The 21,328-nt window shown below is 25.0% G+C and carries 16 protein-coding genes; 14 read left to right on the forward strand and 2 right to left on the reverse strand.

Going from position 1 to position 21,328, the window contains the following annotated elements; genetic code table 4:
- Positions 1-10: 10 nt before the first annotated feature.
- The 3 genes from AACK85_RS00815 to trmB are packed head-to-tail and all read left to right on the forward strand — an operon-like array spanning position 11 to position 4,199.
- On the forward strand, positions 11-2,044 hold the full coding sequence (locus AACK85_RS00815) for an EAL domain-containing protein (protein ID WP_338970102.1): 2,034 nt from the start codon (positions 11-13) through the stop codon (positions 2,042-2,044).
- A gap of 34 nt (positions 2,045-2,078) precedes the next feature.
- Positions 2,079-3,539 (forward strand): magnesium transporter, encoded by a 1,461-nt coding sequence (gene mgtE, locus AACK85_RS00820; protein ID WP_338970103.1) that lies wholly within the window; start codon positions 2,079-2,081, stop codon positions 3,537-3,539.
- A 3-nt stretch (positions 3,540-3,542) separates the two neighbouring features.
- Positions 3,543-4,199, forward strand: a complete 657-nt coding sequence (gene trmB / locus AACK85_RS00825; protein ID WP_338970105.1) for a tRNA (guanosine(46)-N7)-methyltransferase TrmB — start codon at positions 3,543-3,545, stop codon at positions 4,197-4,199.
- A 13-nt stretch (positions 4,200-4,212) separates the two neighbouring features.
- Here trmB and AACK85_RS00830 read toward each other — a convergent pair whose 3' ends face one another.
- Entirely contained in the window at positions 4,213-5,202 is a 990-nt protein-coding gene (locus AACK85_RS00830) for a hypothetical protein (RefSeq protein ID WP_338970107.1), read from the reverse strand.
- A 104-nt stretch (positions 5,203-5,306) separates the two neighbouring features.
- Here AACK85_RS00830 and AACK85_RS00835 point away from each other — a divergent pair, with 104 nt between their 5' ends.
- The 10 genes from AACK85_RS00835 to gatB all read left to right on the forward strand — a co-directional run bounded on the left by AACK85_RS00835 (position 5,307) and on the right by gatB (position 18,942).
- Positions 5,307-6,167: a hypothetical protein gene (locus AACK85_RS00835; RefSeq protein ID WP_338970109.1), complete on the forward strand. Its 861-nt coding sequence runs from the start codon at positions 5,307-5,309 to the stop codon at positions 6,165-6,167.
- Between the two features lie 44 nt (positions 6,168-6,211).
- On the forward strand, positions 6,212-7,252 hold the full coding sequence (locus AACK85_RS00840; RefSeq protein ID WP_338970111.1) for a CPBP family intramembrane glutamic endopeptidase: 1,041 nt from the start codon (positions 6,212-6,214) through the stop codon (positions 7,250-7,252).
- A gap of 2 nt (positions 7,253-7,254) precedes the next feature.
- A complete protein-coding gene (locus AACK85_RS00845; protein ID WP_338970113.1) occupies positions 7,255-8,184 on the forward strand; it encodes an RluA family pseudouridine synthase in 930 nt (309 codons plus the stop codon).
- A gap of 47 nt (positions 8,185-8,231) precedes the next feature.
- Positions 8,232-10,157 carry a hypothetical protein gene (locus tag AACK85_RS00850; RefSeq protein WP_338970114.1) on the forward strand — a complete coding sequence of 642 codons (1,926 nt, stop codon included), beginning with the start codon at positions 8,232-8,234 and terminating at the stop codon, positions 10,155-10,157.
- A gap of 243 nt (positions 10,158-10,400) precedes the next feature.
- Entirely contained in the window at positions 10,401-12,011 is a 1,611-nt protein-coding gene (locus AACK85_RS00855) for a DMT family transporter (protein ID WP_338970116.1), read from the forward strand.
- Between the two features lie 73 nt (positions 12,012-12,084).
- Positions 12,085-13,695 (forward strand): hypothetical protein, encoded by a 1,611-nt coding sequence (locus tag AACK85_RS00860; protein WP_338970118.1) that lies wholly within the window; start codon positions 12,085-12,087, stop codon positions 13,693-13,695.
- Positions 13,696-13,721: 26 nt separating this feature from the next.
- Positions 13,722-15,722: an NAD-dependent DNA ligase LigA gene (ligA, locus tag AACK85_RS00865; protein ID WP_338970120.1), complete on the forward strand. Its 2,001-nt coding sequence runs from the start codon at positions 13,722-13,724 to the stop codon at positions 15,720-15,722.
- A gap of 2 nt (positions 15,723-15,724) precedes the next feature.
- Complete coding sequence (locus AACK85_RS00870; protein WP_338970122.1) at positions 15,725-16,018, forward strand: Asp-tRNA(Asn)/Glu-tRNA(Gln) amidotransferase subunit GatC; 294 nt, start codon at positions 15,725-15,727, stop codon at positions 16,016-16,018.
- 1 nt (position 16,019) lies between these two features.
- Positions 16,020-17,480 carry an amidase family protein gene (locus AACK85_RS00875; protein ID WP_338970124.1) on the forward strand — a complete coding sequence of 487 codons (1,461 nt, stop codon included), beginning with the start codon at positions 16,020-16,022 and terminating at the stop codon, positions 17,478-17,480.
- A gap of 1 nt (position 17,481) precedes the next feature.
- The gene (gene gatB, locus AACK85_RS00880) at positions 17,482-18,942 is read left to right on the forward strand and encodes an Asp-tRNA(Asn)/Glu-tRNA(Gln) amidotransferase subunit GatB (protein ID WP_338970126.1); all 1,461 of its coding nucleotides are present in this window, start codon (positions 17,482-17,484) and stop codon (positions 18,940-18,942) included.
- Positions 18,943-18,944: 2 nt separating this feature from the next.
- On the opposite strand, the gene AACK85_RS00885 is transcribed toward gatB, so the two are convergent.
- Complete coding sequence (locus AACK85_RS00885) at positions 18,945-19,490, reverse strand: hypothetical protein (RefSeq protein ID WP_338970128.1); 546 nt, start codon at positions 19,488-19,490, stop codon at positions 18,945-18,947.
- A 478-nt stretch (positions 19,491-19,968) separates the two neighbouring features.
- Between AACK85_RS00885 and AACK85_RS00890 the strand changes: the two genes are divergently transcribed.
- Complete coding sequence (locus tag AACK85_RS00890; protein WP_338970130.1) at positions 19,969-21,327, forward strand: hypothetical protein; 1,359 nt, start codon at positions 19,969-19,971, stop codon at positions 21,325-21,327.
- Position 21,328: the final 1 nt, after the last annotated feature.

The raw sequence follows: 21,328 nt of genomic DNA on the forward strand, positions 1-21,328 counted from the left end.
TTATTCTTTTATGCAAAGTGTTTCACAAAATCTGGGCAATTGAATTATAATAGCACTTTCATTTACATTAATATTAGTAGTTATTTACGCAACTATTTTTGGCTTTACCCGTCATATATTTGAACGTAATAAAATTTTCTATCATATAACGCTAGGTTTAATTTTCGGTTTAACATCGATATTATTTTATTTAATTTCTATTTTAAAACTCCCCTTAAATAATTTGGGTTATTTTTTATTAATTAATTTGTTGATTTTTTTAGTTTTTTGAATTTGTTTAGTTTTCATTTCTATTTATACCGCACTTATTGTTGCAAGTATTAATGCAATATTATTATTTCTATTACCAAATGTTGTTGAAAATTTATTTTCAATAGATTTCAATTTGTTTAATATATTGATTATTGTTCTAGCTTATGTTACAACTACAACATTATGAATTATAAGCAGGTTTTTTAAAATTTTGAATTTGTGATGACAGTGATCAATTGCTACTGTTATCTTGCTTTCTTTTGGTTTAATTTTACAATTTATTGAATTGAGAACTGAGAAAAATATTGCAAGTATAATTATTTTGTTAATAGATTTATCTTTTAGTTATTTTGCATATTTTATTTTACAATTTTTTGAAACTATTTATTTGCATGCAAAAAAATTACAAAATTTAACTTCTTACAATCATACTTATTTTGTTCGTGAAGCAATGGCAAATCACTATTTGTCTAAAAAAATTAATAATGGTAAAATTAAATATGGATATTATTTAATGTATTTCATTGATGGCTTTGAATCTGTTGAAAAAAAGATTGATAACTTATTATTAAATACAATAATAGAATCTATAGCTGACCAATCGTATAAATATTTTTCAGAAGTTTATAAAGATTTAACTTTTTTTAAAATAAATTATAGAGTATTTGGTGTATTTATTCCTATTGAATTTGGCAAAGAAAATTGAATGGAAAAATCATTACAGGGTAATTTCCTGAAATCAAGACCAATAGAAGATGAACTATCAAAATTAGAAACGGTATTTAAAAAAATAAAAACCATTTTTTTGATTGATGAATATTTATTGAAATTAAAACTAAAAGGTGTAGTTTCAATTTATGGAATAACATCTAATGACATTAATAAATTGCAATCAATAAATACATATTTTTCACATCAACAATTAACTAATAAATATGAAAATAAATTACTTCTAGTTGATTCTGCTGAGTTAAAACATTATCAAGATCAAGACCGTAAAGTATCAATTATGCGAGATATTACAAATATTGCATTTAATTCTATTGTTTATTATTCTATTTGTGGCATAAAATCTGGTGAAATACTTGGCTACTATTTGAAATTAATGATTCAAGGAGAATTTATTCAATTTCAAAATGGTGATGATAATTATGATCAAATTGTTGAGTATAATCTAGAATCTATTTATATAAGATATATAGCAAATTTGTTTGCAGAATCTGTGGAAAAAAATAGAAATATTATAAAAAATAAATTAACATTCATACAGTATGATTCATTATTTGCGTCCTCAAAAAATTTTAATATAGAAGAATTTTTAAATAAACTCAATAATCATAAAATTAGAGATTTAAATCTTGTTTTTACTTTTAATATTAATTCTGATGCCAAATCTTTTGATTTATTGAAGGAAAATATAGGTAAAATTAAAAATGCTGGATATAAAATTGCATTAAATAATGTTGGTATTTATAGTATTCAGTATGAATTATTAAATGTATATAAACCAAATTATATTATTCTTGATTCTAAAGTAACTAAAGAATTTGCATCAAAATCAATTTATAAAAATTTAACAGATTATATTATAAATATTTGTAAAAAATTAGAAATTAGTATAATTGCATCAGATATAGATGGATTTTTCAAATTTAAACAGATTCAAAATTATAATATTGATTATGCATATGGAAATATTATTGGTTCTTCGTTAGAACCAAAATATGATTTAGATAAAGAAGCTAGATATATTCTTTTCAAAGAAAAAAATAATTCTACTTCTATTAAATAATAATTTAAAATTAATAATAATGGAGGTGAATGAAATGATAAATAAAACTGAAATAAAAAAGGAACAAGATAAAATCAAAGAATTGATTGATGATCCAAAAAAAATGTTGGAATTAAGAGATTTTTTTGCTAATTTTCCTAATGCAGATATTGCTGAACTTATTGAAGATTTGGATATGCCAATAATTCTAAAAATAATTCGTTCATTAAATACAGATATAGCTGCAGAAGTTTTTACATATCTTTCACCCGATACACAAGAACAAATTATTGAACAATTTACAGCAAATGAAGTTAAAGATATTTTTGAAGAAATGTATACAGATGATATTATTGATGTTTTGGATGAAATGCCCGCAAATATTGTTAAAAAAATTTTAAGAAATACCAATAAAGAAACTAGAAATGATATTAATTTTATTTTAAAATATGATGATCAAACAGCGGGTGGTATTATGTCTGTTGATTTCATCAAAATTAGAGAAGATTTAACCATTCATGATGCAATAATAAAAATGAGAGGTTTAAAAAATGCAGATGAACTTTTTGACTTGATATTTGTTGTTGATAAATTTTCAAATTTGAAAGGAAAAATTTATTTAAAAGACTTAATTTTAAATAACACAGATGCAACTGTTGAAGAAATTATGGATAAAAGAATTGTTTCAACAATTACTTCAACAGATCAAGAAGAAGTTGCGTCACTTTTTAAAAAATATGATTTAAATGTTTTACCTGTTGTGAATAATCAAAACAAACTCGTGGGAGTTATAACTGTTGATGACATTATAGATGTTATTGAAGAAGAGGCTACAGAAGATATTCATAAAATGGCTGGTATTTCTCCAACTGAGGATTCTTATTTCAAAACATCAGTATTTAAAATGGTAAGATCAAGGTCAGTTTGATTATTATTTTTGATGATTTCGGCTACGTTATCTCAAATAGTCATTTCTGTATTTGTTGGAATATACACAAAGAATTCAGTAGATAATGGAAATTCAACAATAAATAATAATACAGATATAACATATATATTAACTGTTTTATTAACACCTTTACTAACAGTAATTTCAGGAACATCCGGAAATGCTGGTTCTCAATCATCAACAATGGTTATAAGATCCATGGCTTTAAGAGAAGTAAAAACTAAAGATTTGGCTAAAGTTTTGTGAAAAGAACTTCGAGTGGCTTTTTTATGTGGTTTAATTTTAGTTGTAGTTAATTTTGTGAGAATGACAATAATTTATGCAATTCAATATAAAGGAGATATTAATCGCTGATATTTATGAGAATCAATTGCTACTTTATCAATTTCAATGTTCATTACATTAATAATTGCTAAATTAGTAGGTGGAACTTTACCAATTTTAGCGAAAACTATTAAATTAGATCCAGCTGTAATGGCAGCTCCTTTATTAACAACACTTGTGGATGCATTATCTACTGCGGTTTTCTTCTCAATAGGTTTAATATTTTTTGGAGGCATGATTTAATTTATGCGATTGAGAAATAAAGAAAATGAAAAAACATTATTTTTACAAAATAATGAGAATGTAATTCATGAAATAAAAGAGCAGTGTAATCCTGCAATTTTTTTTGATAATAACAATCCAATAGAGCTTGAAATTGGCTGTGGTAAAGGCAAATTTATTATTTCAAAAGCTCTAGAAAATCCTGATATAAATTTTATAGCAATAGAAAAAGAATTAACGGTTGCTGGAGTTGCGCTAAAAAAAGCTTTAAATATATTTAAAAATAATATACCCGATAATCTTAAATTTATGTCGTATGATGTTAGAAAAATTTCATCATTATTTTTGAATAAAACAATTAGCAAAATTTATTTGAATTTTTCTGATCCGTGACCTAAAAAGAAACACGAAAAAAATAGATTAACACATCATTATTTTCAAGAAATATATTCAAATTTATTATATAGTGATGCAAAAATAGTTCTGAAAACAGATAACGATTCTTTATTTAATTATTCATTCAAAACCATTATGGATAATTATTTTTTTAGAGTAGAATATTTTACAACTGATTTATATAATTCAATTTATTTGACTGAAAATATTTCTACAGAATATGAAGATAAATTCACAGCAAGTGGAAAAAATATTAATATGTTAATTGCAAGTAATCAAATTTAAGGTGTAAAATAAATTACATTTTTTTATGGTTTTTTTTATTGATAAGTTTTTCAAGTCTTTCATTATATAGTGCAAAATTTTCATCTTGATACATAAAATCAAAAATTAATCTGTATTTTTTTGAAAATTCTATTCATAAATAAATAAAAGATAACGCTTCTATTCTTTGCTTATAATCAAATAAGACAATTTTTTTTAATCATTCAAATTTAGTTTGTAGTTTTTTTGAATCGTATTTTCTATCTAAAATATGATTACATCAAGCCTGTATTATTTTATATTGGCTTTTTTTTAATCTTTTTGCATCTTTTTTTAGAATATCCAAAAATAAATATGCTAGAAATATTTGTTTATTTAGTGAATTTTGCGTAATTATGGTAAAAAAATATTGCGCTTGAAAATTAAGATTAATATCTGATCAACTTCCAGGTGTAAATATTTCTTCAAATGAAATTGTGTATAAAGGTGTTTTTAATCTTTTGCTATCTGTTTGTGAAATCATTGATCGAATTATTTCGTTTTCGTATCATGATTCAAAATTTTCTTCCTCCTCTTCAATAAAATTTTCTTCTAAATTTACTTTTCCAGAAATTTCACCACCGTCAACTTGCAAGTTGATTAATGGTGCATTATGATTTAAATTATATTTTATTATGTATGATTTATCATTTTTTTGTACATAAATTATTTCATTTCTTCAAAATAGACCCATTATTATTGGAAAATATTTCGATCTAATTAAAAAATAATTAATTTTAGAAATTAACTGTTCTAAAGATATTTGTTTTGAAGCGTATATTCTAAGTTCTAAATCAATAGCAATTAACATTTGACTGAAATCAATATCTCTTGCAATTATAAAATTGTTTTTCTTAATTTTTTGTTCGTTATTTTCTTTTATTACAATCGCGGTTAAATTTTCAATTGTAAAAATAAAATTAGCTTCTATTAACGCTGGGTCAAATTCTTTTAAACTATCATTTGCTTCTAATGGATTTGTCATTTTACAAAACCCCCTTAAGCGTATTACTAAATAATTATATCATATTTTAATTAGGGCATTTTGTGATTAAATATTCATGTATAACAAAGGAGTATTATATATTTATGATTTGAACAATCTCAAAAAAACAATTAGAAGTTAAAATTAACGATGATGTGATGGAAATAGTGTCAGTAAAAAATGGTGGACTAGAATTTACCTATCAACAAGATAGCGAATGAAAAAAATCAAACCCAACTATGTTTCCAATTTGTGGGGGTTTAATTGACAATAAATATAAACATAATGGACTCGAATATTCAATGAACAGACATGGTTTTTGAAGAGAATTAAAAGAATGAAAAATAGTTGAGCAAAATGGTTCTTCAATATCATTTATTGTTAATTCAAATGGTAACTATAAAAATATTTATCCATTTGAATTTAAAATAAAATACACAATTTTAATTAATGATAATGATGAAATTGAAATATTAACAGAGATAAATAATTTATCAGCAAAAAATGCAATGTACTTTAACTTTGGGCATCATCCATCATTTTTGGTTGACAAAAATAATGGAATTATTACGTATGATAAAGTGCAAAAATTTACAAATGATATTACAAATGATGGTTTTTTTAAAACTAATATGCAAACAACCGATACTTGATTGAATAAAAAAATGGAAGATATTGATTTTACAAATGGTGCCTATATTGCAGATACTTCGTTAGATGCTAATGAATTTATTTATGAAGATGAGATGAGAAAAATTATTATGAAATTGAATGATTTTCCTAACATGTTAATTTGATCACCATCAAACAAAGAAAAATTCGCTTGTTTTGAACCTTGAATGGGAATACCTGATGTTGATGAAAAAAGATCAGATAGAGAAATTGCAAATAAAATTGGAATTCAATCTCTTTTGCCGGGAAATTCATATAAAAATATATTAAAAATTAAATATATTAAAAAATAGTTTTAATTAATATTTAAATAAATAAATATAGAAAGTGATTATGTATGAAAAATAAAGAAGATATTGATCCTGAAAAATATTATGAAAATGAGCAAAATTTGAATACAGATGAAATAAAACAAGGTTGAAATAGAATAGAATTAAAAAAACAAAAAGTAGATATATATTATCCATATGATTTTGGCGCATATAATGCAAAAACTGAGGGTACAATTTTTATTTTTTTAGCTTTAGTTATTCCATTTATTTTCACTGTAATTTTATCAATGTTTGGAATGTCACATAATTCAAATCTGCAATTGACAAATATAGTAATAGCATTGATTAGTGCCGCAATTGCATTTATGATAATTTTTACAAGACAAGGTAAATTGATTTGAACTTCGGGAGCATTTATTTTTTATATGTTTATTGCAATTCCTATAGTTACATCTTTATTTTCTGCGCTAGTAATTCTAATAATAGGATTAAATTCAAATGATGAAAATTATCAATTTAATTTAAGTTTAATATCTATTTTAATACAAACAATTATGGAAATAATTTTAATAGTTTTCGGGCTTGTTTATACTAAAAATTTAAGCAAAAAATTACTTGAAACTTTCAAAACTTCATGAAAATTATTATTAATATGCGTGCCAATAGGAATTTTGATTTTGTATTTTATTCCCGACTTTATATTTACATTTCTTTTGGGAAAATTATGGCCAGCTTCTGGCGAATCATCAGATAATCAAAATACACTTGTAGATTTAATTTCTGGTGTAGGTTTTAAAAAAGTTATTGGAATAATTGCTTTGTTTGCATTTTCGGTACTTGTTGCACCATTATGTGAAGAATTGTCAACAAGACATGCATGATTTTTATCATGTGGTAATAGATGGACAGGTTGAATTACTTCAGCAATATATTTTGGATATATGCACGTATCTCAAACTGGCGATTTTACACATATCATAGCTTATTTTGCATCAGGCTTATGTTTGGCCACCTTTTTTAATATCTCAAGAGGGAACGTCACCTATAATTGATTAATACATATGGGATATAATTTATTAACTTTTATTTTGATGTTGGTTTTATAAATATGACTAAGATAATTGTTTCCAAAAATGATGAAGGGCAGTCACTTTTTAAATTTATTAAAAAATGCTTTTCAACAACATCTTTATCTGTAATTTATAAATGATTTAGAACAAATAAAATAAAAGTAAATTCAAAAAAAATCAATAATGATAGCCATAAGTTATTACTTAAAGAAGGCGATGTAGTAATGGTTTTTGATTATAATAATAAAGAAATTCGTGATAAAAAAATAAATTATGATGGTAATATACCAGATATCAAAATAATGTATGAAGATGAAAATATCTTAATTATTGACAAACCAGAAAATATAGAAGTACATTCGCCAATCAATTTATCTCTTGATTTGATGGTTAAAAATTATTTGAAAAATACAAATCAGTATAACCCATTAATGGAGAATTCGTTTGTTGTAAGTCATGTTCATAGACTAGACAAATTAACAAGAGGATTAATAATTTATGCAAAAAATGCAATATCATTAACGATATTAAATAAAATAATTAATGATAAAGATAAAATAGTTAAAACATATTCTGCAGTAGTTGAAGGAAATATATTCAAAAAACAAATTATTAATGGCTGAATTTATTATGATGAACATAGTCAAAAAGCTATATTTGATGAAAAACAAGATATGCATAGAAAAGCTAAAACTGCAATTTTATTGTTAGATCCTCAAATGGTTAGAAACAATAAAACATTTATATCAATTGCTTTAAATACCGGAAGAAAACATCAAATTAGGGCTACTATGGATTATCTGAAACATCCTATTTTGAATGATTTCAGATACGGTGCAAAAAAAATCAATAATGAAAAAATGATTTTTTTATTTGCAACAGAATTAAATTTTATAGAATTACCAGAGCCATTAAATTATTTGAATGGAAAAAAATTTAGGTTAGATGTAAATATTGACTGAAACTAATGATAAAATACTAATGAAATTTATTATTCGTATTTGGGAGAATTGTTATGATAAGCACTAAAAATGGGATTATTAATACATTTGTAGGTTCGGCAATATCTATTTTTGGTGCGATTATTCAATTTATGTCTATTTACTTAGTGTTAAAAATTTATGGCACAGAATTCAATGGTTTCATTCGTATTTGTTCATCATTTACATTAGTTATAGGCACTGCTGATGGAGCCCTTGGTATTGCTACAACATTGCTATTGGTTAAACCAATTAGTCAAAACGATTGAATTACAGCAAATGAAATTTTTTCAACTTCATATAAGAAATATAGAAAAAATCTTATTTTGGTATTACCACTCGCTTTAATTATTGCTATAGTTTACCCTCTTTATATAACAATTTCAAATATAATTGCATCAAATGGATCATTTGATGCTTCTAGCTTCTTAAATAGTGCAGGAATTTCTACTAATTCTAACGGTAATCAAGGTTTTTTTGTTCTTTTTGGTATTATTATGTTTTATTGTTTAAAAAATATTGGTCAAGGAACAATATTTGGAGTTTATGAAAATATTATGGCCGCTGATTCAAAAAATGCAATAAAGCGAATAGTTGTATTATTTGTTGATACTACTATTTACGGAGTACTATTTTCTTTAATTGCATTTAAAGATATTCCATTTCCACCAGTAATTCCGTTTTCAATACTAATTTTATATTCACCTATACGTGGATTAATGATAATGTTATATGTAAAAAGGCATTATGCCTGATTAAAATTCTATAAAGATTATAATAGTTTTAATTTAAATACCACAACACAAAAAATTTCTATTTCAAAAATCGGAATAACATTGTTAACGAACACTGATTTAATAATAGTTGCTTTAATTTTGGGTTTAAATGTGTCCTCTGTTTTGTCTTTATATATGGTAATAGCAATTAATGTTCGTATTATTATGACTAATTTTATTACTTCATTTAGAGAGTTCTTTATTGTTATTGTTGCAAATAATGGACGTATTTATTGAAATTCCTATTCAAAATATGAGTTATATGTTTATCTTGTTGCAGCCTTTACGTTTGTAAATATGAGTATGTTATCACCATATTTTGTATCAGCTTTGTATGGAAATATTATTAACGAAGAAATCCAAAGCGCAACAATTATATGAGCAGAAAATGAGAAATTGCTTTTTGATTTTGTATTTTCAAGTCCATTATTTTCTTTTGTTTATGCAATACCTGTTGTTTTATATATTATTCAAGAATCACAAATGAATATAATTCAAGCAAAAGGCACTTTTTCTGAAGTCACAAAGTTTCAAAATATAACTGGGTTAGTTTATTTGATTATTGCAATTATATCAACACTTATTTTTAAATACGCTTTAAATAATAATGTGAATAATTTATTAATAGCTTTAAATTTAATGTATGGTTTAAAAATTATTTTCTCGTTAATTATTTGTGCATATTTATGAATTTATATATGAAAATATGCAACTTATAATTCAACTTTTAAAAATGTATTTTCAAATTTATTAGTGTTAATAATACCAATTATTGTTGGTGCAATAGTTTCAAATTTATGAATTAATAAAATTTTATCTTTACAATTGGAACACTTGCAATTATTGCATATGTCGTCGTTGATTGGTCTATTTTTTAGTGTTATTGGTGCATCCATTGTATTTATTATTTCCGTAGCTTTATTGTTTTCACCAAAATTGATTTTGGGAATAATTAAAAGATTGCCAATTGTAAATCAAATAATAAAATTAAAATCAAAAAAAGAAAAAGAAGAAAGATTAGAAAAAGAAGGCATGGAACTCTTTGAAATAACAGATACTGATTATGAGATAAAAGAAAATATTGATAATTTAAATATTTTAGAAAATGATAAAGATAGTACAGAAAATATCGAAAGAACTCTTGTAGATAAAAAAACAAATATTTATAAATTAAAAGGAAAATAAAACTATTATACTTGCAAGGTGATTTTTTCGAACACAATTTATAATTGATTTTATCAATGTTAAATTTAATTATATTTCAATTAAATTTTTACTTGCTTTTTTAGTCATAAAAATAGTAGAATGATTTTAGATGTGATTTTATGCACATTAAATGGGTATGAAAAATAATAATATTTTTCAGAATTGCCAATGAATATTTAATAATTATATTATTTTTTTAAATGTTCAAAGAAGGGAATATTAATGATGTTAAATAAACAAGATTTTGCCCAGGTTGAAAAACCACAAAATCTTACAAAGGAAAGATTATTTAGAATAGAAGGGGCATTGAAAACACAAGATACAGTAAAAGGTATGTCATGAGGACTAATATCAGCTTTGATTTACTCGTTATCACCTTTAATATCTTATATTACTGTCTCTTCTGAACATGAATACGGCTCATTTGTTTCATCAACAATGTATGTTGTTTGACAAGAAGTTTTTGCAGCTATTATTATGTGTTTATGTTATAAACCAACTGAATTTTTTAGATATTTTAAAAAACTAAAAGATCCACGTTCTTGATTAATTGTCCTTATTGGAGTAACTGCAGGACCGATTGCTATGGTTATGTTAACTTTAGCGGCGCAGTTTACTATCGTTGCTGGTGGACAAAAAGATGATACAATTGCAGGAATGTTATTAAATTTAAATGCTATTTTAGCTTGTTTATTATCAAATGCACTATACAAAACTAAAAATTCAAAATTAGCATATATGGCATTTTTTGTGTCAGCTGGCTTGATTGTTGGTCTATCTATACATTTTTGTATTGAAAAAGATATTCAACCAATAGGAGTTCTTGGCATTATTTTTGGCTTAGTTGCTGCTGTTTTGTATGCGCTTGAGGCTGTATTTATGTATGCTGTGATGAATAAAATGCATTTAAATTTATCAGATCGAGAAGTTGTGTCAATTAAAACAGGAACTTCAGCAATATTAATGCTAATTTTTGCAATGCCAATAGCTTCATTGGCTGATCATGATACAGCAGTAAATGGTTATAAAGCCTTTGCCTTAATGGGTGATTGAGTAATTGCGATAAAGTACATTATTGGTGGTGTACTAATGGGATTTGGCCGCATGATGTATTATTACTGTATTAAACATGCATCAGGAAGTTATGCTGCGTCTTCACAATTATTGATGTTATTTTGAACGCCAATTATTCAATACATAATGGTTGGAATTCAAAAATATGTTGGAGATCCATTTTTATTACAAAATGAACAAGATAAATGGGGACCACATGTATCAATAAATTCTGGCATATTGATTGTAGAACCAGAATGATGATATTGAGTTTATGCAATACCAATAGTTATTGCATTACTGGTAATTGTCTTTGATGAAAATTTCTTTCAAATTGCAGAAAAAAAAGGCTGAAAAGCTGCAGCTTTATTTTTTAAAGAGCAAAATCGAATGAGCGAAAAAGATCAAAAATTAATGGATAAATATGAGCAAGAATTTTTAATGCGAAAAAAAAAGAAAATTGAAAGAAAAATCGCAAAAATGAGTGAAGCAAAAAAATTGGAATTTATTCAAAAAAGAAAATCTAAAGAAGATTTAAGAAAAAAACGTGATTTAAAATGACAAGAATCAAACATTAAAGCAGCTGCAAAATGAGAAGCTATGAATGATAAAATGCATCAAAAATATTTACAATTGTCACAAGAAAAACGCGACAAAATAGAAGCAAGATCAGTTAAAAAAGAACAAGCAGAAAAAGATGTATATTGAAAAAAAGTATTAGCTTATAATGAACGTATTGAAAGACATGAAAAACTAAAAAATAACCATGCAAATCTCTAAATTTAGAGATTTTTTATTTTTTATAAGTTTTGTTGATGTGCTATAATCAACAAGTTAGGAGTAATTGAATTTTATGATTGGTTATGCTATCAGTTTTAGTGTAATGTTTATTTTTCTATTTTACATATCAGGAACAACTATTACGCACTTTTTTAAAATTAGATTACGAAATCCATTTATTTCCATTGCTATAGGATTTTTTCTTTATTTTTCTTTTATTACAATTTTTTCATTTCCGTTACAAATAATAGGAATTGTACCTTATTATTTCTTAATATATTATGACGCTGCGATAACATTTGTTTATTTGGCATTTTTTTTAATTTTGTTTAAATTTTGAATATCAACTATTTGAATTTCTTTAATGTCAATTAGATATTTCTTAATTGTGGCAATAGCTTTATCGGCAACGTGAATATTATTGCATCTTTTTTCGACAAATTCATTTAACGATTTTAGAGAAACTTTAGCAATAATGAATTGAATTTCTGGAAATCAATTAGCTTTTATAAATGATAGCACATTGTTTTCTTACTTTGGATTTAAACCATTTCAAGCTTGATATACTTTATTGCAAATAATAATTAATCTTACAAATGCTCAGGTTTATGATTATAATGATTTAATTATTACTTTTACTTTAATTATTGAAGCATTTTTAGTAGCTTCAATAATATTAACGATACATACAACATTTTCTAAAATTGGAAATAAACTTTTTGATACTCTAGTTTTATTCATTATGTCCATTATATTTATTTCTATTAAGACATTATTTTCTGTGCAAGAAGATGCGGTTTGATCAGAACGAACATTGTTTATGTATTTATTAATATTTATTGTTATTATGTTAATAAATTATGTAACTTCAGACTTTAGACAAAGAAATATGCCAATATTAATAGGTTTAATGTTCACATGTTATACTTCTTTTTCTTGAGATTCGTCTTATCCTGTTTTATTTTTGCTCTTTGTATTTATGTTTATTTTGCAAATTGCATTCAAAACATCTTGAACAAAAGATTTAATAAAGATAAGTGTTGGACCCATTATATCTGTTATTTGTTTTTCTGTAATTACAAATTTAATTATTCAGTGAATAATTCTAGTTATTATTGCTTTTTTTATGTTAATGGCAGTTTTCATCATGAATTCTCGCTATGCTAGAATTCAAAAAGTTGAACTATTTTTATCAAAACATTTTAAATTATCAGTTTTGTTTGTCCCAACAATGTTTGCATTGTTATCTTTGGCAATGATTTTAGGACAACCATCTGCATTTGCACAATTGGTGGGTGGTTATTTAACTTTTATTGAAAAATTTTTAGTTTTTATAAAAAATGAAGAAATAAGATACTGAATTGTGATTTTAGTTTCGTTTGCACTAATTATTTTAAGTATAGTTTGAATTATATTGAGGGATAGGCTTTCTTATGGTATAGTGGTTTATGCTGTTGATTTATTTGTTATTAGTTATTTAACATTTTATAACCCAATAGTAATTAAATTTATAACTGTTATTTATACGCCATTATTGCAATCTGATGGTGTTATGATGCTTGTTATGTTGATTGTTGTTATTGTCGCTAACATGTACTATGTTATAAATAAAATAAATACAAAGATAAAAGTTTCAAAAAGTGTCAACGTTAATAAATTACCAGTTTATATTTATGTTGTTTAAATTAAAATTTTAAAATGAGGTATATGATGAATAAAGAAATGATAATTGAAAATATGCGTTCGTATATAGAACAATTAAAAATTTGAAGTAAAGAATATTACGTTAACGATAATCCATCAGTTGAAGATGCAGAATATGACGCTTTAATGAAAAAATTAATTGAATTGGAATTTCTTTATCCAGATTTAACTCAAACAGATTCACCAACACAATATGTTGGTGGAACTGTAATTGAAAAATTTGAAAAATTTGAGCATACAACGCCAATGCTTTCTCTTGCCAATGCTTTCTCAAAAGAAGATTTAGTAAATTTTAATGAACAAATTGAAAGAAACATTGATAAAATTAACATTAAATATTATTGTGAATTAAAAATTGATGGTTTATCAATTTCATTACATTATAAAAATGGTAAATTGATTAAAGGTGTCACAAGAGGAGATGGAATAACGGGAGAAGATGTAACTTCAAATGTTATGACAATTAAATCAATTCCGCATGTTATTTCATTAAAAAATGATATTGAAGTTCGCGGTGAAATTTATCTATCAAAAGCTGAATTTGAAAGAATAAATAAAGAAAGAATTAAAAATGGTGAAGCAAAATTTGCTAATCCTAGAAATGCTGCTGCAGGAACTTTGCGACAACTAGATTCAAAAATTGCCGCTTCAAGAAAATTAGATATTTGAGTTTATTATTTCATGAATAGAGATTCAAATGAAATAATAAATCATGCGCAATCTTTAGAATATATGAATAAAATAGGATTTAAAGTTAATCCAGAAGGAATGCTTGTTAATGGAATAGATGAAATGTGAAATTACATTGAAAAGCAAACTTTAAAAAGAAATAGTTTTGATTATGAAATAGATGGAATTGTAATTAAGGTTAATGATTTTTCACTTTATGAAGAAATAGGATATACAGCAAAAACACCAAAATGAGCTATTGCTTATAAATTTCCTGCAGAAATTAAACAATCAAAATTATTGGATATTTTTCCAACAATAGGTAGAACAGGTAGAGTAACCTACAATGCAAAATTGGAACCACTACAACTTGCAGGTACAACCGTTAGAGCTGCAACTTTACACAATGCGGAATTTATTATTGAAAAAGATATAAGAATAGGTGCAATGGTAAAAATTAAAAAGGCAGGTGATATAATTCCAGAAGTTATTTCACCTGTTAAAGATGATAATTTTTCCAAATTATCAATCTGAAAAAAAGCACTTGTCTGCCCAGAATGTAGTAATTTATTAGAAATAACAGATGGTGAAGTTGATCAATATTGTGTAAATATAGATTGTCCAAAAAAAATAATCAGATCTATGGAACATTTTACATCAAGAGAAGCTATGAATATAGAAGGACTTTCCATAAAAAATATAGAAAAATTATTTGCAGAGAAATTTATTTTATCAGTTTCAGATTTATATAAATTAAATACAATGAAAGATAAAATAATTAATTTAGAAAATTTTGGTGAAAAAAGTTTTACTAATATGATAAATGCAATTGAAATTTCTAAAAAAAATTCATTGGAAAAATTAATATTTGCATTAGGAATAAGACATGTTGGTAAAAAAACTGCCAAAATCATTTGTGAAAATTTTAATACAATTGAAAATATTATGAATGCAACTCAAATTGAATTAGAACAAATTTATGACATTGGTATTATTGTAGCCCAATCAATTATAGATTGATTTAAAATAAAACAAAATAAAAGATTAATAAGAGAATTGATAAATTTCGGTGTCAATATGAATTACAATGGTCAGAAAAAAATTGAAAATATTTATATTACGAATAAAACTTTTGTTATTACAGGTTCTTTATCAAGACCTCGTGAATATTTTCAGAAAATAATTGAATCACACAACGGAAAAGTATCTGGTTCTGTTTCTTCTAAAACTAATTATGTTATTATTGGAAGTGATGCTGGTTCTAAACTTGAAAAAGCACAAAAATTAAATATAAAAATAATTACTGAACTTGATTTCAATAAGTTATTGGAGGAATAATAATGCAAAAAATTACAAAAGAAGTTATTGTTGAATTGGCAGAAGAATCGATGCTAACTTTATCACAAGAAGAAATAGATATAATTTATAATATGGAAAATATAATTACTAAAAGATTTGAAAAAGTTAAAGATATAAATACAGAAAATATTGCACCTGCACATTATCCATTTGATGACATACATAATTTTTTGCGTGAAGACATTTCATTATACGTAATTGATAGAAAAGAAATTTTAACTAACGCTCCAGAAATAAATCAGGAATATATAACTATTAAGAGAGTGGTTAAATAAAATGAACTATGGAATATTAACAATTAAAGAATTAATTGAGTTAATTACAAACAACAAAATTAAAGTTGAAAAATTAATTGAAGAAGTTTTCAAGAATATTGAAAAGCATAAACAAGATAATTTTTATGTTAATTTAGATAAAGAAAATGCCATAAATTATGCAAAAAAATTAGACGAATTAAATAATTTTTCAGATAAACTTACAGGAATACCTTTTTTTGAAAAAGATAATATAGCAACAAAAAATTTAAAAACTACATCATCATCTAAAATTTTAGGAGATTTTATTCCACCATATTCTGCAACAGTTCATGAAGATTTAATTAAAGCGGGCGCAATATTAATGGGTAAAACAACAATGGATGAACTTGGTATGGGAGGAACTGGTTTATTTGCATCAACAGGAATAGTTGCAAATCCAAGAGATAAAAAAAGAATTATAGGTGGATCATCATCAGGATCAACTTACGCCGTTGCAACTGGAATAGTTCCATTTGCAACCGGAAGTGATACTGGAGATTCAATAAGAAAACCAGCTTCTTTAAATGGAATTGTAGGATTTAAGCCAACGTATGGTGCAATATCTCGTTTTGGCTTATTTCCATATGCTCCTAGTTTTGACACCATTGGCTTTCTTGCAAAATCAGTTGAAGATGTGGCGTTATTATCTGATATTGCAATTCATACTGATGAAAAAGATTTTACATCTACACAAATAGATAATAAAGATTTTGAAAAGAATCTCATTTTAAAAAATGATTCAATAAAATTTGGTTTTTTAAAGAATGTATTTGAACAAATGCCATTGTTTTTAAAAAATGAATATGATAGTTTTTTTGAAAAACTGAAAAAAGAAGGCCATACAATTGAAATGATAGATTTTCATCATCAACTTTTAGAGACATTACCTTCTGTATACAAAATGATTTCTTTTGCTGAGGCTGTCTCAACAAATTCTAATTTAGACGGAATTAATTTTGGAAAAAGAGTTGATGGTAGTGATTATATTGAAATAATGAAAAATTCTAGAACCAATGGTTTTGGTCCTATTGTTAAAAAAAGATTTGTTTTGGGTTCATTTCAATTAAAACGAGAAAATCAAGTGGAATTACTTTTAAAATCTAAACAAGTTAGAAGAATGATAATTGATGAATTAGCAAAAATTTATAATGAAATAGATATATTAATATTGCCACCGACAACTGCAATTGCACCATTAATTGATGATGTGCTTAAAGACAATGTTGATGAAAATGATGTGGAAACTGGTTTTGTTGAGGATATATTAATATTGGCAAATATTAATGGAATGCCTTCAATAACTTTACCTTTTATAAAAGAAAAAAATATGCCAATAGGAATAAATTTAAATGCAGCACCAAAAAACGATTTATTTTTATTACAAGTTGCAAAATATGTTGAAACATTTCTTAACTTGCCAATAGAAATTGTGGGTGAATAGAATGATATTTAAGAATTTTGAAATTGTTATTGGTATTGAAAATCATGTAGAATTGAAGACAAAATCAAAAATGTTTGGTTATGGACCCGTTGTTTATGGGGCAGAACCAAATACAAAAGTTTCTGAAGTTGATATGGGATATCCAGGGGCATTACCATCTGTAAATAAAAAAGGCGTTAAATTAGCGATATTGGCAGCTAATGCTTTAAACATGGAAATAGATGCATTACTTAGATTCGATCGTAAAAACTATTATTATCCAGATTTAGTTAAGGGCTATCAAATTACACAGCAATTTCATCCAATAGGACGAAATGGTGAATTAACAATAACATTATCAGATAATACTAAAAAAAATATAACTATTGAAAGAATGCATATAGAAGAAGATACGGCAAAACAAATTCATAAAAATGATACAACATTTATAGATTACAACAGAAGTGGTGTTGGGTTAATAGAAATAGTTACAAATCCAATAATTAGTTCTGCAGAAGAAGCAATAGCTTATGTTGAGAAATTAAGAGAGATACTTTTATATCTTGGTGTATCTGATGTAAAAATGAATGAAGGTTCATTAAGATGTGATGTAAATATATCTGTGAGGCCATTTGGTTGTAATAAATTAGGTACAAAAGTGGAAATAAAAAATTTAAATTCTTTATCCAATGTTAAAAAAGCTATAGACTTTGAAGTTGAAAGACAAACAAAATTATATATGGCTGGAAAAAATGTTGATATGGAAACAAGAAGATTTGATGAGACATTGCAAGAAACGGTTTCAATGAGAAAAAAATCAAATTCTGTTGATTATAAATATTTTAGAGAACCAAATATTATGCCTATTCGATTGGATGATAATTGAATTGAATATATAATTTCAAACTCACCAGAAACAGCAGATATAAAACGTTATCGTTATCAAAAAGAGTATGGTCTAAAATTTGATGAAACTAACTCAATTTTACAAAATATGTCAATTATGAGTTTCTTTGAACAAACAATTTCTTTAACGACAAATTATACAAAAGTTGCAAATTTAATAATCACTGATATACAAGCATATTTAAATAAAAATAATTTTGAAACAATTTCAGATACATATTTACTACCAGAAAATTTAGCTGAATTAATAAATTTAGTTGATGATGGATTAATATCATCAAAACATATAAAAACTATTCTACCTATTATTTTAGAAAGTGACAGTGTAACTCCAAAAAAAATTATAGAAAATTTAAAAATCAAATTGATTTCAGATCCAAATGAAATTAAAAAAATGATTATGATAGTTATTAATGAAAATTTAGATTTATTGACACAATATGATAATAGACCCGAACGTGTTTTAAAAACTATTATGGGTATTTTAATGAAAAATACCCAAGGAAATATAAATCCAGATATTACACAAAAAATTTTGGTTGAACAAATTAATGAGATACTTGAAAAACAAAAATAACACTAATTTTTATTAGTGTTATTTTTATTTTCGTTATATTGTTGAATGAGTTGCTCTTTTAGGGTGTTATCTTTTGATAATATTTCTTTTGTAATTAAATAATACATGGTAAGTATCACAAAATTAATTATTAATAATATCATTGCAATTCATCAGTAGTTTTTAATTACTTTTGCAAATGATTCATCTAAGGCAAATGAGATACCACCAATTTGAATAAAATAAATGGCTATAGTCAAAATTGAAATAAAAAATCAACTGAAATTTGAAATTATAATTTTTGCATTTTGGATAACAGCATTTTCGTTTTTTTGATATTCAATATAAAAATTAAGTCTAATAAATAATCTAGATGTTGCTTGAATAGCTAGTATAAATATTAATAAAATTAAATCTATCATTCCTAGTGTTGTAAGTGTAATTTCTATTTTAATATTTGAAATAGTCGTGAGCAAAATGGCAAGGTAAATTCCTGCAATTACAAGAATTATTGTAGTTATTCAAAAAAAAATTTTAACTGTGTGTTTTCTAAATAAATTTGGTTTCATTTTATACCTCTTTTTGACTTACAATTAAAATTATAAACTTTTATTTTTAATTTAATATTTTATTTTGCTTTGTGTTAATATCTACGTAGGTGGTTTTCCCACGGAGCAGTTAATGGTATACATCACATGTCTCTGAAATTGTTTATTTTTTTTAAAAAAATAAATTTCAAAAAGCTATAATAATAATTTTTCAGATTAATGTAGCATTGCTCTCTAAATATAAAAATTTTTAAATAATTGACTATGTATCATCATAATATCAATAAAATAAAAGCAAATTATTGCTGATTCTGTGTACTTAATGAATTAAAAATTCATTAGTTAAAAAATACAATTAAAATTAAGCGTAGATTAATTTTTAAAAATTTATTATATTTCAGAATTTGATAAATAAATAATAGGAATATTTATCTATTGATTTTTAGCATACATTTTTATGCATATAATGTATTAGATTTTAAAAGGAACGGAAAAATCTATGAAAAAAAACATTAGTTTATTAATGGCTATTGGTTTAATAATGCCAATGGCAACAATGGTAATTTCTTGTGGTAATGAAGTTTTACCAGATAAACCAATAGTAGTTACAGATTCTGGCAAGGTAAATGATAAATCTTTTAACGAATCGGCTTTTAATTCTGTAAATCAATTTATCTTTGATAGAACTGGAATAAAATCATCACATAATTATGTTGAGACTGCAGCGAATAATCCAGAAGCATTTAGAAATGCTTATGCTGCTACATCATTATTGCAAGCTTCAACATTTATTTTACCTGGCTTTAACCATGCAAATACAATTGGTGGTTACCAAGGCGCTACATCAACAGCTGCGGATATAGATGCAAATGTCATTTGAATTGATTCATCAACTGATTCATCGTATGTTGATAGTGGAAAATCAGTTTTGGCTACCAATCCAGACGGAGATAAAGATGAAATAAATATAATAGGAAATGAACAATATGATAATTTAATAGGTATTACTTTTAATACTGATTTAGCTGGTATTTATGCTGGAATTGCAACTGCTGCATATTTAAATTTAAATGATATCAATGTAACATCAGAACATGTTATTGGTATGTTTGGCGGAATGCCGAATAAATATTCTGTAAACAATTTTTTATGAGGTATAGCTGTTGGGGCAAGAATTTGAAATATCTATACTGATGCGGAAAAACAAACAGATTCATGAAAAGAATTGATAGAATCATTTAATTTAGATGCAAATAAATTAGAACCAATTTTAATTACAAACGGCATATCAAAATTTTTACCAGAAAAGGCATTGAACACAAATAATATGGATTGATTTTCGGGTAATTTTGATGTTGGTGGTGGAACTGCAAAAGCAAATCAACTTATAAGTCAAAAAACAGATGCAGGAATTGCTGTAGCTGGTCCGCAAACATTGGATATTATCAATTCTGGAATACCGTATATTCTTGGTGTTGATACAGATCAAAGTGAACTTTACTCAGCTGGTAATTTTATTACTTCTGTTGAAAAAAACATTTATCTTGCAGCATATGATGTTATGAATTTAGTAGATCCGCTTGGTGTTGACTATAATAATTCTGATACATCTGCTACAAAAGAAATATTAGGAAAACATGTCACATCAAATAAATGATCAGCAATTTCTACAGATGGGAAAAATAAAATTACTTCAACTGAATATGATTTAATTCTTAAAGCATTAGACCCAGAAAAATTGCAAGATGCACATCAAATTTATTTAGATTTAGATAGTTTTTTATTAAGCGATGCGATGAATAAAGTTTCAGATGCTGCAAATGTAATAACATCTTCAACAAATGAAGGGAGTTATTAAT

The sequence above is a fragment of the Spiroplasma endosymbiont of Labia minor genome, assembly GCF_964019845.1.
Classification (GTDB): Bacteria; Bacillota_I; Bacilli_A; order Mycoplasmatales; family Mycoplasmataceae.